Annotated in this window: 12 protein-coding genes; 4 read left to right on the plus strand and 8 right to left on the minus strand. The window is 65.4% G+C overall.

Going from position 1 to position 15157, the window contains the following annotated elements; all coding sequences use genetic code 11:
- Positions 1-52: 52 nt before the first annotated feature.
- Complete coding sequence (gene yjgA / locus AC1TXO_RS22005) at positions 53-574, plus strand: ribosome biogenesis factor YjgA (protein WP_486403686.1); 522 nt, start codon at positions 53-55, stop codon at positions 572-574.
- An 80-nt stretch (positions 575-654) separates the two neighbouring features.
- Here yjgA and tldD read toward each other — a convergent pair whose 3' ends face one another.
- The 8 genes from tldD to mreB all read right to left on the minus strand — a co-directional run bounded on the left by tldD (position 655) and on the right by mreB (position 11737).
- Complete coding sequence (gene tldD, locus AC1TXO_RS22010; RefSeq protein WP_486403687.1) at positions 655-2094, minus strand: metalloprotease TldD; 1440 nt, start codon at positions 2092-2094, stop codon at positions 655-657.
- Positions 2095-2096: 2 nt separating this feature from the next.
- Positions 2097-2948 (minus strand): carbon-nitrogen hydrolase family protein, encoded by an 852-nt coding sequence (locus AC1TXO_RS22015; protein WP_486403688.1) that lies wholly within the window; start codon positions 2946-2948, stop codon positions 2097-2099.
- Positions 2949-2957: 9 nt separating this feature from the next.
- Positions 2958-6779, minus strand: coding sequence for a YhdP family protein (locus tag AC1TXO_RS22020; RefSeq protein WP_486403689.1), 3822 nt, complete (start codon positions 6777-6779; stop codon positions 2958-2960).
- A gap of 73 nt (positions 6780-6852) precedes the next feature.
- A complete protein-coding gene (rng, locus tag AC1TXO_RS22025; RefSeq protein WP_486403690.1) occupies positions 6853-8310 on the minus strand; it encodes a ribonuclease G in 1458 nt (485 codons plus the stop codon).
- 54 nt (positions 8311-8364) lie between these two features.
- Positions 8365-8961 (minus strand): Maf family protein, encoded by a 597-nt coding sequence (locus AC1TXO_RS22030; RefSeq protein WP_486403691.1) that lies wholly within the window; start codon positions 8959-8961, stop codon positions 8365-8367.
- Between the two features lie 29 nt (positions 8962-8990).
- A complete protein-coding gene (mreD, locus tag AC1TXO_RS22035) occupies positions 8991-9479 on the minus strand; it encodes a rod shape-determining protein MreD (RefSeq protein WP_486403692.1) in 489 nt (162 codons plus the stop codon).
- Positions 9479-10474, minus strand: coding sequence for a rod shape-determining protein MreC (gene mreC / locus AC1TXO_RS22040; protein ID WP_486403693.1), 996 nt, complete (start codon positions 10472-10474; stop codon positions 9479-9481). The genes mreD and mreC overlap by 1 nt, the downstream gene beginning before the upstream one ends.
- A gap of 225 nt (positions 10475-10699) precedes the next feature.
- Complete coding sequence (gene mreB, locus AC1TXO_RS22045) at positions 10700-11737, minus strand: rod shape-determining protein MreB (RefSeq protein WP_003255163.1); 1038 nt, start codon at positions 11735-11737, stop codon at positions 10700-10702.
- 202 nt (positions 11738-11939) lie between these two features.
- On the opposite strand from mreB, the gene gatC reads away from it, so the two are divergent.
- From gatC to gatB, 3 genes are read left to right on the plus strand one after another with little or no spacing between them, the layout of a single operon-like run.
- Positions 11940-12227, plus strand: a complete 288-nt coding sequence (gene gatC, locus AC1TXO_RS22050) for an Asp-tRNA(Asn)/Glu-tRNA(Gln) amidotransferase subunit GatC (RefSeq protein WP_054894398.1) — start codon at positions 11940-11942, stop codon at positions 12225-12227.
- Between the two features lie 15 nt (positions 12228-12242).
- A complete protein-coding gene (gatA, locus tag AC1TXO_RS22055; protein WP_486403694.1) occupies positions 12243-13694 on the plus strand; it encodes an Asp-tRNA(Asn)/Glu-tRNA(Gln) amidotransferase subunit GatA in 1452 nt (483 codons plus the stop codon).
- Between the two features lie 11 nt (positions 13695-13705).
- The gene (gene gatB / locus AC1TXO_RS22060; protein ID WP_486403695.1) at positions 13706-15151 is read left to right on the plus strand and encodes an Asp-tRNA(Asn)/Glu-tRNA(Gln) amidotransferase subunit GatB; all 1446 of its coding nucleotides are present in this window, start codon (positions 13706-13708) and stop codon (positions 15149-15151) included.
- The last annotated feature ends 6 nt before the right edge of the window (positions 15152-15157 follow it).

Here is a 15157-nt window from a genome sequence, read left to right on the forward strand (position 1 = left end):
AAAGCGGCCCCCGACTGGTTATCATGGCGGCGATTTCCTGCGGACTGCCACCATGGTTGATTCATACGACGACGCCTTCGACGGCGAAAAAAGCAAGACCCAGATCAAGCGCGAACTGCATGCGCTGGTCGAACTCGGCGAGCGTCTCACCACGCTCAAGCCCGATACCCTCGCACGCCTGCCGCTGACCGACGAGCTGCGCAAGGCGCTGGAAGAGGCCTCCCGGCACACCGCCCACGGTGCCCGCAAACGCCACATGTCGTTCGTTGGCAAGCTGATGCGCGTGCAGGATGTCGACGCCATCCTGGCCCTGCTCGAACAGATCGACAGCTCCACCCGCCAGTACAACGAACGCTTCCACACCCTGGAGCGCTGGCGCGACCGGTTGATCGACGGCAACGACGAAGACCTTGAACGCTTCGTCCAGGAGTTCCCCGACACCGATCGCCAGCAACTGCGCTCGCTGATTCGCCATGCCCAGCACGAAAAGGCACGGAACAAACCGCCTGCCGCTGCGCGCAAGGTGTTCAAGTACATCCGCGACCTCGACGAGCTGCAGCGCGGCCTGCGCTGAGCCTCGCCAGCAACTGCCTGCCGGGACCGCGTTGCGGTCCTTTCGCGACACCAGGCCGCCCCGGCAGGCAGCGCTCATCATCAAGCCCCGGTACCGCCCACGGTGATCGCATCGAGCTTCAGCGTCGGCTGCCCCACACCCACCGGCACCGACTGCCCGTCCTTGCCACAGGTTCCGACCCCGCTGTCCAGCGCCAGGTCGTTACCGACCATCGACACCCGGCTCATGGCCTCCGGACCGTTGCCGATCAGGGTCGCGCCCTTGACCGGTGCAGTGATCCTGCCGTCTTCGATCAGGTAGGCTTCGCTGGTGGAGAACACGAACTTGCCGCTGGTGATGTCGACCTGGCCGCCCCCGAGGTTGGCGCAATAGATGCCCTTCTTCACCGAGGCGATGATTTCCTGCGGGTCGCTTTCGCCGGCACGCATGTAGGTGTTGGTCATTCGCGGCATCGGCAGGTGCGCGTAGGACTCGCGCCGACCGTTGCCAGTGACTGCCATCCCCATCAGGCGGGCGTTGAGCTTGTCCTGCATGTAGCCCTTGAGAATGCCGTTCTCGATCAGCGTGGTGCATTCGGTCGGCGTGCCTTCGTCATCGACGCTCAGCGAACCGCGACGTCCTTCGAGCGTGCCGTCATCGACGATGGTGCACAGCTTCGAGGCCACTGCCTGACCGATACGGCCGCTGTAGGCCGAACTGCCCTTGCGGTTGAAATCGCCCTCCAGGCCATGGCCGACCGCTTCGTGCAGCAACACGCCGGACCAACCCGGGCCGAGCACCACCGGCAAGGTGCCGGCCGGCGCAGGTTGCGCTTCGAGGTTGACCAACGCCTGGCGCAGCGCTTCGCGGGCATAGCCCATGACGCGCTCTTCGGTGAAGTAACGGTAGTCGGTACGCCCGCCGCCGCCCTGGCCGCCACGCTCGCGGCGGCCGTTCTGCTCGACGATGACGCTGACGTTGAAACGCACCAGTGGCCGTACATCGGCCGCCAGGCTGCCGTCGGCAGCGGCCACCAGGATGCGCTCCCACACGCCCGCCATGCTCACGCTGACCTGCTGGATGCGCGGGTCGAGGGCACGGGTGGCGGCATCGACACGCTTGAGCAGATCGACCTTCTCGGCGCGGCTCAGCACATCCAGCGGGTTGTTCGGGGCATACAGTGCCGTCACGTCCTGGCTGCGGAAGGCCTGGACCTTGCCATCCTGGCCGGCGCGGGAGATCGAGCGCGCAGCCCGGGCCGCAGAGGTCAGGGCTTCGAGGTTGATCGCGTTGCTGTAGGCGAAGCCGGTCTTCTCACCGGACAGCGCACGAACCCCGACACCCTGGTCGAGGTTGAAGCTGCCTTCCTTGACGATGCCGTCTTCCAGCGCCCAGGTTTCCGAAATCTGCCCCTGGAAATACAGGTCGGCCGCGTCGATACCTGGCCCTGCCAACTCACCCAGCACAGCCTGCAGGCTGTCCAGGGTCAGTCCGCCCGGGGCCAGGAGCTGTTCGCTGACGGTGGATAACATCTGGCTCATAGTCACTCCGAGGTGTGCGCAGGCCGCAAGGCGTCCTGCGAGAAAAAGCGCCGGTGCGAAACGACCGGCATGCGCGTCCGTATGGACGCCTGTTCTTCAACGTCGCGCTCGGCGAGCAATATCGCTTCGCCCTGCGCATGTTCGGCGACGATTCGTCCCCAAGGGTCGACGATCGCCGCATGGCCGTGGGTTTCCCGTGGGCCTGGATGGATGCCACCCTGCGCGGCGGCCAGCATGTAGCACTGGGTTTCGATGGCGCGGGCACGAATCAACACTTCCCAATGTGCCGCCCCGGTCACCGCAGTGAACGCCGAAGGGGCACTGATCAGCTCGGCCCCGGCAGCGCGCAGGGCGCTGTACAGCTCGGGGAAGCGCAGGTCGTAGCACACCGACAATCCCAGGCGTCCGACCGGGGTATCGGCCACCACCACCTGCGCACCATGGGCGTAGTCGTCCGACTCACGGTAGCGCCCGCGGTTGTCGGCCACATCCACATCGAACAGGTGCAGCTTGTCGTAGCGCGCGGCGATCTCGCCGTGTTCGTCGACCAGCAGCGAGCAGGCATGGGCCTTGGCGTCGGGCTCATCGACTGGAGGCAGCGGCAAGGTGCCGGCAACTATCCATAACCTGAGGTCGCGGGCGGCGCGTTTCAACCATGGCAGGATCGGACCTTCACCCAGCGCTTCGGCGCGTCCGATCGCAGCGGCGTCGCGCCGGCCCATCGCGGCAAAGTTCTCCGGCAGCACCGCCAGCCTTGCCCCGCTGTCAGCAGCCTGCTCCAGCAGGACGTGAGCCCGCTGCAGGTTGGCCAGAACCCCGTCCTGGCTGACCATCTGGATCACTGCTGACTTCATGGCCACTCCTTACCGCGATTTTTCGAAAGGTTTCACAAAGGTGATCTTAGGCTCTTTGACCGGACCTTCGACCCGATAGTGCACGCTGGCAAAACGCGCCACGCGGTCGCCGATCAGGCGGTCGACGAGGAACAATGCCCCGCCGATTGCAGGCGCGCCGACGATCAACGCCGCCAGGGGCAGGTTGTTGGTGACCGGCAGGGTCACCTGCAGGTTGGCATCGATACGGTCGCGGACCATGTCCAGGGTACCGTCGAGCTCGAAATTGCTGGAGGGCCCGGTCACGGCAATCGGCTCGCGAGTCACGTAGACGCCCTCGCTGGCCACCAGCAGGCCCTTGACCCGGTCATACGCCAGCCCCTGGCCGAACAGGTCGGTGAAATCCAGGCGCAGCCGTCGACCGATCGAGTTGAAATTGAGCAGGCCGAACACGCGCAGGGCCTGGGCGCTGCCCTCGACCTCGACGAACTGGCCGGTGCGCAGGGAAGCATCGAGGCTGCCGGAGAAGCGCTTGAGGCTGACCCAGGCTGGCGACCCCGGCCAGCGGCCATCGACGTCCATGCGAAAATCGCGGCTGGTGACGGTCGGTGCGAAGCCCCAGGCCTTGAGGACATCGCCCAGGTCCTTGCCATCCAGGCGGCCCTTGTACCAGCTCGCCGTGCTGCCAGGCACGCCTTCCCAGCCGCCGCTGCCGTCGATGTGCAGGCCCTTGAGGTTGAGGTCGATATCATCGAGCGATACCCCACGGGCCGTGGGGCGCAACTTGAGTGCAACGCTGCCGAACAGGTCATCGCCGCGATACAGCTTGTCGATGCTCAGGTCCAGAGGGGGAGACTTGCGCGGGTCGAAACCGGCCAGCGGGTCGGGGCTGTCCTCGGCCTCGGCTTCCTGCGGATCGGCAGGCGGCAGGCGCAGGGTCTGCAGTTTCACCACCATCGGCGCAGCCTTGGCATCGGGAATACGCGCATTGCCAATCACTTCCCGGCTGTCCAGGCGCAAGTCCCAGGCACTGGCGACCCGCGCCAGGCGCACGATCGCCTGGTTGAGATCGGTACCGAAGGCTTTCAGCCGGCCAATGCTCAGGTCGACGCCTTGCAGGCTCTGGCGCGCATTGCCACCCGGGTCCTGGCCTGCGTATTTGTCCATCTGTTGCTGCCAGGGCTCCAGGTCAAGCGACTCCAGGCGCCCACGCACCCGCAGGCCCTGGCCACCGGGCAGGCCGGCGTCGCCACCACCCAGCACCAGTTCACCACGGCCCTGGGCGAGCTTGTCGAGGGAGGCGGCATAGGCCAGCCGCGCAACATCGGCGTAGCTTGCATCGAAGCGGCGCTCGGCGCCCTGCAGGTTCATGCTGAAGCGGCTGTCGCGCGCCTCACCCGCTGCCTTGCCGAAAGGGGCCGGCAGGTCGATGGCCAGGCCCTTGAGCGATGAGTCGACGCTCAGGCGGTTGTCGCGGCTGCCGAGGCTGACCTGCAGCTGATAGGGTATGTCGCCCGACGCTGGCAACGCCTGCTTGAACTGCAACCAGTCGGTCAGCGACTTGAGCGGCACCTGCCCGCTGGCGTTGATGCGCGTCTGGATCTGGCCGCCCTGCCCTTCGGCGAGAATCTGCGCGGTGACCGGCCGGTCGAATGCCTGCAGGCTGATGCCCTTGCCACTCAGGCCCTTGTCGAGGTCGAAGGTGAAGTCGCCCTTCAGACGGCTGAGCTCGAGCGCAGGCGGTTCCACCTTGAGCCTGGCGTCGTGGGTGGCGAAATCCACCAGCACCTTGGGGCGCATGCCATGCTCCAGCGGGATGTCGAGCTTGACCTTGCCTTGCAGTGGTCCCTCGCCTTCCCACCCGGCGAAGATTTCGCCGGTGCCGATCGGCGCCTCCTTGAGGATCTTCAGGCCGTCGCCCAGGCTGCCATCGAAGCCGCCGTCCAGGTACAGGTGACTGTGCTGGTCGCCTTCTACATGAGGGATGTCGACGCTGACATCGCTGACCTGGGTGTCGAGCAGCAGGCCCTTGTTGGCCTTGATGCGTACGCCGGTATCCTCGATGTAGACGTTGCCGTCCACCTGTTGTACCTGTGGCCAGCCCGGCTGGAAATCCAGCGCCGCGTCATGCACCTTGAAGAACAGGCTGATGCTGCGTGAATGCGCCGGGGCGTTGTGATTCAGCGAGCCCTGGTACTGGAAATAACCCTCGTCCACCGCGCCCTTGACGATGGCGCTGCGCAGCCATTCGTCCAGCGCCGGGCTCAGCACCTGCGGCAAGTACTTGGCGGTGTAGCGGCCATCGCCCTCGGTGAGGCCGACGCGCAGGTCCATGTAGTCGGCCTGCTCCTCGTGGAACCTGAAGCGGATGAGAAAATCGGCGGCGATCTTGCCCTCATCGCCCAGCACCTTGATATAGGGCGCGATGAGGGTGAAGCCGTCCTTGTCCAGCGCCCAGGTCAGGCGCGCGTTGGCCTTCTGGTAGTGCCAGGGTTTGCCGAAGATAGGGTACAGATGCAGCATGAAGGCATCGGTATCCAGGCGAAGTTCGCCATGCCCGAGATCGCCGCTGATGCTCCCGCTGACATTGCCCGCTGCTGGCGCGCCGTGATAAGCGTCGAAACCGACCTTGTCGAGGTTGGCGGCGAACTGCAGACGCTGGTCGCCTTCGGCCTGGGGACGCACATCGAGGCGCACGTTGCGCAGCGTGCCGGTCACGTTCAGGGCATCGACGACGGTCATCAGGTTGTCCGGCAGCGGTGCCAGACCGTCGATCAGTGGCGTCAGCGGTGTAAGGTCGAGCCGGTCGGCCTGGACCTGCCAGGTGTCGCCGGAGGCGTCCTGGCCCGGACGCTGCTGCGCCTGCAGATGAGTCTCCCAACGGGTGTCGCCGATGCTCGCAGCCAGCGAATCGACTACCACCTCATAGCCTTGCTTGCCGTAGCGCACCCAGCTGGACAGCGCCAGGTTATCGAGGGTCACGGTCTTGCGCCCGGCGTAGGCGCCACGCAGCTGGGGAGCGTTGACACGCGTCACTGCGCGCTGCAGCCGGCCTTTGTTCCAGTCAACCCAGAACTCGCCACCGGCACGCAGGGTCTTGGCCCGCCACTGGCCAAGCAGGCTCGGCGGCAGCCAGCGGGCCCAGTCGCTCTGCGGCAGGCTCAGGTAGGCTTGCACGCGGCCGTCGCGCCAGGCATCCGGGGTGGCGCGGCTGCGCAGGTTCAATGCCAGGGGCTGGCCATCGGGCAGCGTCGCGCGCAGTTCAACACGTTGTTGCGACTGACCTGCCTGCAGACCGAGGCTGACGTAGGTAAGCGTGACCGAGTCGCGCCGCCAGGGCTGGAAGGTGACCTGGCTGTCGAATACATCGATCCGGCCCAGTTGCTGGAGCCGCTGCAGCAACTGCGCAGGATCCAGCGGCTCATCGTCCTTTTTCGGCAGCCCTTCGAGGGTCCAGGCACCTTGCTGGTCTTCGTGCAGGATCAGTTGCAGGCCGCCGAGCTGGATATGCGCCAGGCGCACCTCACGGGCCTTGAGACTGGCCCACAGGTCAGGCACCACGCGCACGTCGTCCAGGCGCAGCGCCGCAGCGCCTTCGCCCAACTGCAGGTCGCGCACGCGCAGCACCGGCGCCAGCCCGCTCCAGCGCCCTTCGAGGGCACCCACATGCACCGGCAGGCCCAGGGCCTGCTGGGCCTTGTCTTCCAGCTCGGTGCGGTATTCGGCCACCAGCGGCACCAATTGCCGCCCCAGGCTGACATACAGCGCCACCAGCACGGCCAGCAGCGCGCACAGGCCCAGGCCCCAGCGGGTCAACGCGCCCAGAACGCGGCTCAGACGTTCCATGGCCATGGCCCTCCGATTCGTCCATTAACTATGGCCGCAAGCGGGGTTTTCGCCACCGGGCGAGAGGTATCAAGACGCGTCAGAGCAGCACCACATCATATTGTTCCTGGGAATACATGGACTCGACCTGGAAGCGAATGGTTCGCCCGATGAAGGCTTCCAGTTCGGCGACATTTCCCGATTCTTCATCGAGCAGACGGTCGACCACCTTCTGATTGGCCAGTACCCGGTAGCCCTCGGCCTGGTAGGCCCGCGCCTCGCGCAGGATCTCCCGGAAAATTTCGTAACAGATCGTCTCGGGGGTTTTCAGCTTGCCGCGCCCCTGGCACGCCATGCACGGCTCGCACAGCACCTGCTCGAGGCTTTCACGGGTGCGCTTGCGGGTCATTTGCACCAGGCCCAGCTCGGTGATGCCGATGATGTTGGTCTTGGCATGGTCGCGCTCGAGCTGTTTTTCCAGGGTGCGCAGGACCTGGCGGCGGTGTTCTTCGTCTTCCATGTCGATGAAGTCGATGATGATGATGCCGCCGATGTTGCGCAGGCGCAGTTGCCGGGCGATGGCCGTGGCCGCTTCGAGGTTGGTCTTGAAGATGGTTTCCTCAAGGTTGCGGTGCCCCACGAAAGCACCGGTGTTGACGTCGATGGTGGTCATCGCTTCGGCCGGGTCGACCACCAGGTAGCCGCCGGACTTGAGCGGCACCTTGCGCTCCAGCGCGCGCTGGATCTCGTCTTCGACGCCGTAGAGGTCGAAGATCGGCCGCTCGCCGGGATAGTGCTCGAGGCGATCGGCGATCTCGGGCATCAGCTCGCCGACGAACTGCGTGGTTTTCTGAAAGGTTTCCCGCGAATCGATGCGGATCTTCTCGATCTTCGGGTTGACCAGGTCGCGCAGGGTGCGCAGGGCCAGGCCGAGGTCCTCGTAGATCACCGTAGGCGCGCCGCAGGTCTGGATCTGGCTGCCGATCTGCTCCCACAGGCGGCGCAGGTAGCGGATGTCCTGCAGGATATCCTCGGCACGGGCACCTTCTGCGGCCGTGCGCAGGATGAAGCCGCCGGCGTCCTTGATGTTTTCCTGGTTCATCGAGTCGCTGACCACCTGCTTGAGGCGATCGCGCTCGGCTTCGTCCTCGATCTTCAGCGAAATGCCGACATGACTGCTGCGCGGCATGTACACCAGGTAGCGCGAGGGAATCGACAACTGGGTGGTCAGCCGCGCGCCCTTGGTCCCGATCGGGTCCTTGGTCACCTGCACCACCAGCGCCTGGCCCTCGTGGACCAGCGCGGTGATGGTCTCCACCGCCGAGCCCTCGCGCTGGGAAATTTCCGAGGCGTGGATGAACGCCGCGCGCTCCAGGCCGATGTCGACGAAGGCCGCCTGCATGCCCGGCAGCACCCGCACCACCTTGCCCTTGTAGATATTGCCGACGATGCCGCGACGCTGGGTGCGCTCGACATGCACTTCCTGCAGGACGCCGTTCTCCACCACCGCCACGCGCGATTCCATCGGGGTGATGTTGATCAGGATCTCTTCACTCATGGCAGGCTCTCGTCAAAGGTCTTCGGTAATGATGGATCGCTGTCGGGCGACTGGCTAGCCTTGCGCGGTATCCTCATGCTGCCAGCAGGGGATGGCGAACTGCTCGAGTAGCTCGGCAGTCTCGCTCAGGGGCAGGCCGACCACCGCCGAATAACTGCCCTCGATGGCGCTGACGAACACCGCACCCAGGCCCTGGATCGCATAACCGCCGGCCTTGTCCAGCGGTTCACCGCTGTCCCAGTAGCGACACGCTTCATCGAAGGAGATGGTACGGAAACGGACCTTGGTCGCCACGCACAGGCTCAGGGAGCGCTGGCCGTCGGTCACCGCCACCGCCGTGAGCACCTGGTGCTCGCGCTTGGACAGATCGCCCAGCATCGCCAGGGCGTGTTCGCGGCTCTCGGGCTTGCCGAGGATCTGGCCGTCGAGCACCACGGCGGTATCGGCGCCAAGCACCACCCCCGGGGCATCGAGCAGCTTGAAACCGGCCACCGCCTTGGCTTGCGCCAGGCGCTCGACATAGGCCTGGGCGGCTTCGCCGAGCTTCGGGGTTTCGTCGATGGGGGCACTGACCACGGTGAATGGCACGCCTATCTGGGTCAGCAGTTCACGCCGGCGCGGGGAGCCGGAGGCCAGGTGCAGTCGAGTCATGCGGACATCTCCCTGTCAGTGGCGGCGCGTCAGTGGATATGCAGGCGGCGGCGCATGCCGCGCAGGGCGAAGCTGATCCAGGGCCAGAGCAAGGCACTGATGACCGCCGACCAGACCAGCGCAAGCGTGGGCAGGCGGTTACCGGTCAGGGCGCTGAGCCACAGCTGGATCAGCTGGGCAATGCCGAACACCACCAGGATCACCAGGCTCTGCTGCCACATGGGGAACATGCGCAGGCGCTGCTGCAGGGACAGCACCAGGAAGGTGATCAAGGTGAGGATCAACGCGTTCTGCCCCAGCAGGGTGCCATAGAGCACGTCCTCGGCAAGCCCCAGCACGAAGGCGGTGGCCATGCCGACCTTGTTCGGTACTGCCAGGGTCCAGAAGGCCAGCAGCAGGGCCAGCCACATGGGCCGGAACACTTCCATGAACTGCGGCATCGGGGTGACGCTGAGCAACAGGCCGATGGCGAAGGTCAGCCAGATGGCCCAGCCGTTTCTGCTACGGGTACTGGCCATCATTCTCTCCGGGGCTGGGTCGGCGCTGCAGGGGCAGCGGCCGGGTGCGAGGTGGAGGTGCCGTGGGCGGGCGCGCTGGCCGGTGCCTGGGCGGGCGTACCCGCAGCGGGCGCTGCAGCTGGGGCGTGCGCCGGTGCCGGGGCCGGAGCGGCAGGCGTGGTGCCCTGGCGATCGGCTTCTTCCTGGGCGATCGCCGCATCGGTCGCGCGTTGCTCGGGCGTGCGCCGGTCGCTGAACACCAGCAGCATGTAGCGGCTGCGGTTGAGCGCGGCAGTGGGAATGGCGCGCACGATGGCGAACGGCTGACCGGAGTCGTGGATCACTTCATTGACCGTGGCCACCGGATAACCGGCCGGGAAGCGCTGGCCCATGCCGGAACTTACCAGCAGGTCGCCTTCCTTGATGTCGGCGGTATCGGCCACGTGACGCAGCTCCAGGCGCTCCGGGTTACCGGTGCCGCTGGCGATGGCGCGCAGGCCGTTGCGGTTGACCTGCACCGGAATGCTGTGGGTGGTGTCGGTCAGCAGCAGCACGCGCGAGGTGTAGGGCATCAACTCGACCACCTGGCCCATCAGGCCACGGGCGTCGAGCACCGGCTGGCCGAGGAACACGCCGTCGCGTTCGCCCTTGTTGATCAGGATACGGTGGGTGAAGGGGTTGGGATCGACGCCAATCAGTTCGGCAACCTCGACCTTCTCGTTCACCAGCGCCGATGAGTTGAGCAATTCGCGCAGGCGCACGTTCTGCTCGGTCAGGGCCGCCAGCTTCTGCAGGCGCCCCTGCAACAGCAGGGCTTCGGTCTTGAGTTTCTCGTTTTCGGCGATCAGCTCGGTACGGCTGCCGAACTGCCCGGCCACACCCTGCCACAGGCGCTGCGGCAAATCGGTGACCCAATAGGATTCCATCAGCACCAGCCCCATCTGGCTGCGTATCGGCTTGAGCACGTCGAAGCGCGAGTCGACCACCATCAGCGCGACCGACATCACCACCAGCACGAGCAGACGAACGCCCAGCGAAGGGCCCTTGGAGAAAAGCGGTTTAATGGGCCGTTCCTCGTGGACGACGATTCAGGCGGTCATTGCACAGGGTCAATGCAACCACCTGCCTGCGGGTTGACGGAAACGACGCCCGACGGACGCCAGCCCAGCACATACAGGTAGCACTGTGCGTGCCACCTGTAAACCGGGCGATCTTCAACGGACACTGGACAGTGCCGGGACTCACTCGCTGGAGAGCAGGTCCATGGCGTGCTTGTCCATCATCTCCAGGGCACGACCACCGCCGCGGGCGACGCAGGTCAGCGGGTCTTCGGCGACGATCACCGGCAGGCCGGTTTCCTGGGCCAGCAGCTTGTCGAGGTCACGCAGCAGCGCGCCACCACCGGTCAGCACCAGGCCGCGCTCGGCGATGTCGGAAGCCAGTTCCGGCGGCGACTGTTCCAGGGCGCTCTTGACCGCCTGGACGATGGTCGCCAGCGATTCCTGCAGTGCTTCGAGCACTTCGTTGGAGTTCAGGGTGAAGGCACGCGGTACGCCCTCGGCCAGGTTGCGGCCGCGCACATCGACTTCGCGCACTTCGCCGCCCGGATAGGCGGTGCCGATTTCCTGCTTGATGCGCTCGGCGGTGGATTCGCCGATCAGGCTGCCGTAGTTGCGGCGCACGTAGGTGACGATGGCTTCGTCGAAACGGTCGCCGCCCACACGTACGGATTCGGCATAGACCACGCCATTGAGGGAGATCAGGGCGATTTCGGTGGTACCACCGCCGATGTCGACGACCATCGAGCCACGGGCTTCCTCGACCGGCAGGCCGGCACCGATGGCAGCAGCCATCGGCTCTTCGATCAGGAACACTTCACGGGCACCGGCGCCCAGGGCCGATTCACGGATGGCGCGGCGCTCGACCTGGGTCGACTTGCACGGCACGCAGATCAGCACGCGAGGGCTGGGCTGCAGGAAGCTGTTTTCGTGCACTTTGTTGATGAAGTACTGCAGCATCTTCTCGCAGACGCTGAAGTCGGCGATCACGCCGTCCTTCATCGGACGAATGGCGGCGATGTTGCCGGGAGTACGGCCGAGCATGCGCTTGGCTTCGGTACCGACAGCCACGACGCTTTTCTGGTTGCCGTGGGTACGGATGGCAACAACCGAGGGCTCATTCAGGACGATACCGCGCTCACGCACGTAAATAAGGGTGTTGGCAGTACCCAGGTCGATGGACAGATCGCTGGAAAACATGCCACGCAGTTTCTTGAACATGGGAAAGTGACCCTGGGGAAAGCGTGGGTAAAAAAGTGCGGCAAACTCTAACAATGGCAGGGATTTTGGGCAAGGAGCCAATATGTTAAATTGGCAGTTTTTCCGAGCACGCCAGCCGATGATCGCGGCCGTATGACCGCCAGAATCCCGGCATGTTCCTCAATACGGAAGCATTCTGTTTCTGTTTTTCCTGGAGATCCCCATGGCGCTTCAACGCTGTGACGTGGAAAAGATCGCCCATCTGGCCCGCCTGGGCCTCAATGAAGGCGAACTGCCACGCATTACCGATGCCTTGAACAGTATTCTCGGGCTGGTCGACCAGATGCAAGCCGTCGACACCACCGGCATCGAGCCCCTCGCCCACCCGCTCGAAGCCACCCAGCGCCTGCGTCCCGACCAGGTGACCGAAAGCAACCAGCGTGATCGCTACCAGGCGGTGGCACCGTCGACCGAGAACGGTCTGTACCTGGTTCCGAAAGTCATCGAGTAAGGGATAGAGCCTGCCATGCATCAACTCACTCTGGCCGAGATCGCCCGCGGACTCGCCGACAAGTCGTTTTCCTCCGAAGAGCTGACCGGCGCGCTGCTGTCGCGCATCAAGCAGCTTGACCCACAGCTCAACAGCTTCATCAGCGTCACCGAGGAACAGGCCCTGCAACAGGCCCGCACCGCCGACGCCCGCCGCGCCAATGGCGAGGCCGGCGCGCTGCTGGGTGCGCCGATTGCCCACAAGGACCTGTTCTGCACCCTGGGCGTGCGCACCAGTTGCGGCTCGAAGATGCTCGACAGCTTTACCGCCCCCTACGACGCCACCGTGGTCGCCAGGCTGGCCGAGGCCGGCATGGTCACCCTGGGCAAGACCAACATGGACGAATTCGCCATGGGCTCGGCCAACGAGTCCAGCCACTACGGTGCGGTGAAGAACCCGTGGAACCTCGAGCACGTGCCGGGCGGCTCCTCGGGCGGTTCGGCCGCTGCGGTGGCCGCGCGCCTGCTGCCGGTCGCCACCGGCACCGACACCGGCGGGTCGATCCGCCAGCCGGCCGCGCTGACCAACCTCACCGGCCTCAAGCCCACCTACGGCCGTGTCTCGCGCTGGGGCATGATCGCCTACGCCTCGAGCCTCGACCAGGGCGGCCCGATGGCCCGCACCGCCGAAGACTGCGCCCTGCTGCTGCAAGGCATGGCCGGCTTCGACAGCAAGGACTCGACCAGCGTCGACGAACCGGTCCCTGACTACAGCGCCAGCCTCAACGGTTCGCTGCAGGGCCTGCGCATCGGCCTGCCGAAGGAATATTTCGGCGCCGGCCTCGACCCGCGCATCGCCGAGCTGGTCCAGGCCAGCGTCAAGGAGCTGGAAAAGCTCGGTGCGGTGGTCAGGGAAATCAGCCTGCCGAACATGCAGCACGCCATCCCGGCGTACTACGTGATCGCCCCGGCCGAAGCCTCCTCCAACCTCTCGCGTTTCGACGGCGTGCGCTTCGGCCATCGCTGCGACAACCCGAAAGACCTCACCGACCTGTACAAGCGCTCGCGCGGCGAAGGCTTCGGCAGCGAAGTCCAGCGCCGGATCATGGTCGGCACCTACGCCCTGTCCGCCGGCTACTATGACGCCTACTACGTCAAGGCCCAGCAGATCCGCCGCCTGATCAAGAACGACTTCATGGCCGCCTTCGAACAGGTCGACGTCATCCTCGGCCCGACCACGCCGAACCCGGCCTGGAAACTCGGCTCGAAGAACGCCGACCCGGTCGCCGCCTACCTCGAGGACGTCTACACCATCACCGCCAACCTCGCGGGCCTGCCCGGCCTGTCGATGCCGGCCGGCTTCGTCGATGGCCTGCCGGTGGGCGTGCAACTGCTGGCCCCGTACTTCCAGGAAGGCCGCCTGCTCAACGTCGCGCACCGTTACCAGCAAGTCACCGACTGGCACACCCGCGCCCCCAACGGCTTCTGAGGAGTTCACACATGCAATGGGAAGTTGTGATCGGGCTGGAGATTCATACCCAGCTCGCCACCCAGTCGAAGATCTTCTCCGGCAGCGCCACCACCTTCGGCTCCGAGCCGAACACCCAGGCCAGCCTGGTCGACCTGGGCATGCCCGGCGTACTGCCGGTGCTGAACCAGGAGGCCGTACGCATGGCCTGCATGTTCGGCCTGGCCATCGATGCCGAGATCGGGCCGCGCAACGTGTTCGCGCGCAAGAACTACTTCTACCCCGACCTGCCCAAGGGCTACCAGATCAGCCAGATGGACCTGCCGATCGTCGGCAAGGGCCACCTGGACATCGCCCTGGAAGACGGCACTCTCAAGCGCATCGGCGTGACCCGCGCGCACCTTGAGGAAGATGCCGGCAAAAGCCTGCACGAAGACTTCAACGGTGCCACCGGTATCGACCTGAACCGCGCCGGCACCCCGCTGCTGGAGATCGTCTCCGAGCCGGACATGCGCAGCGCAAAAGAAGCCGTGGCCTACGTCAAGGCGATCCACGCCCTGGTGCGCTACCTGGGCATCTGCGACGGCAACATGGCCGAAGGCTCTCTGCGGTGCGACTGCAACGTCTCGATCCGCCCGAAAGGCCAGGCCGAGTTCGGCACCCGCTGCGAGATCAAGAACGTCAACTCGTTCCGCTTCATCGAGCGGGCGATCAACAGCGAGATCCAGCGCCAGATCGACCTGATCGAGGACGGCGGCAAGGTTGTTCAGGAAACCCGCCTGTACGACCCGAACAAGGACGAGACCCGCTCCATGCGCAGCAAGGAGGAAGCCAACGACTACCGTTACTTCCCCGATCCGGACCTGCTGCCGGTGGTCATCGAGCAAGGCTTCCTCGACAGCGTGCGCGCCTCGTTGCCCGAGCTGCCAACGCAGAAGGTCGAACGTTTCCAGAGCCAGTACGGCCTGTCGGCCTACGACGCCAACGTGCTGGCCAGCAGCCGCGAGCAGGCCGACTACTTCGAGCAGGTGGCCAGCATCGGCGGCGATGCCAAGCTGGCGGCCAACTGGGTCATGGTCGAGCTGGGCAGCCTGCTGAACAAGCTGGGGGTCGAGATCGACCAGTCGCCGGTCAGCGCCGAGCTGCTCGGTGGCATGCTGCAGCGCATCCGCGACAACACCATCAGCGGCAAGATCGCCAAGACCGTGTTCGAAGCCATGGCCGCCGGTGAAGGCGATGCCGACAGCATCATCGAAAGCAAAGGCCTCAAGCAGGTGACCGACACCGGCGCGATCGACAAGATGCTCGATGAAGTGCTGGCGGCCAACGCCGAGCAGGTCGAACAGTACCGCGCCGCCGATGAGGCCAAGCGTGGCAAGATGTTCGGCTTCTTCGTCGGCCAGGCGATGAAAGCCTCCAAAGGCAAGGCCAACCCGGGGCAGGTGAACCAATTGCTCAAGGCCAAGCTCGAAGGGTGACCTGAA

The organism is Pseudomonas sp. FA117, assembly GCF_057370475.1.

Coding starts and splice junctions, on each gene's coding strand:
- yjgA (WP_486403686.1), top strand. CDS start 53: ATGGTTGATTCATACGACGACGCCTTCGACGGCGAAAAAAGCAAGACC.
- tldD (WP_486403687.1), bottom strand. CDS start 2,094: ATGAGCCAGATGTTATCCACCGTCAGCGAACAGCTCCTGGCCCCGGGC.
- AC1TXO_RS22015 (WP_486403688.1), bottom strand. CDS start 2,948: ATGAAGTCAGCAGTGATCCAGATGGTCAGCCAGGACGGGGTTCTGGCC.
- AC1TXO_RS22020 (WP_486403689.1), bottom strand. CDS start 6,779: ATGGCCATGGAACGTCTGAGCCGCGTTCTGGGCGCGTTGACCCGCTGG.
- rng (WP_486403690.1), bottom strand. CDS start 8,310: ATGAGTGAAGAGATCCTGATCAACATCACCCCGATGGAATCGCGCGTG.
- AC1TXO_RS22030 (WP_486403691.1), bottom strand. CDS start 8,961: ATGACTCGACTGCACCTGGCCTCCGGCTCCCCGCGCCGGCGTGAACTG.
- mreD (WP_486403692.1), bottom strand. CDS start 9,479: ATGGCCAGTACCCGTAGCAGAAACGGCTGGGCCATCTGGCTGACCTTC.
- mreB (WP_003255163.1), bottom strand. CDS start 11,737: ATGTTCAAGAAACTGCGTGGCATGTTTTCCAGCGATCTGTCCATCGAC.
- gatC (WP_054894398.1), top strand. CDS start 11,940: ATGGCGCTTCAACGCTGTGACGTGGAAAAGATCGCCCATCTGGCCCGC.
- gatA (WP_486403694.1), top strand. CDS start 12,243: ATGCATCAACTCACTCTGGCCGAGATCGCCCGCGGACTCGCCGACAAG.
- gatB (WP_486403695.1), top strand. CDS start 13,706: ATGCAATGGGAAGTTGTGATCGGGCTGGAGATTCATACCCAGCTCGCC.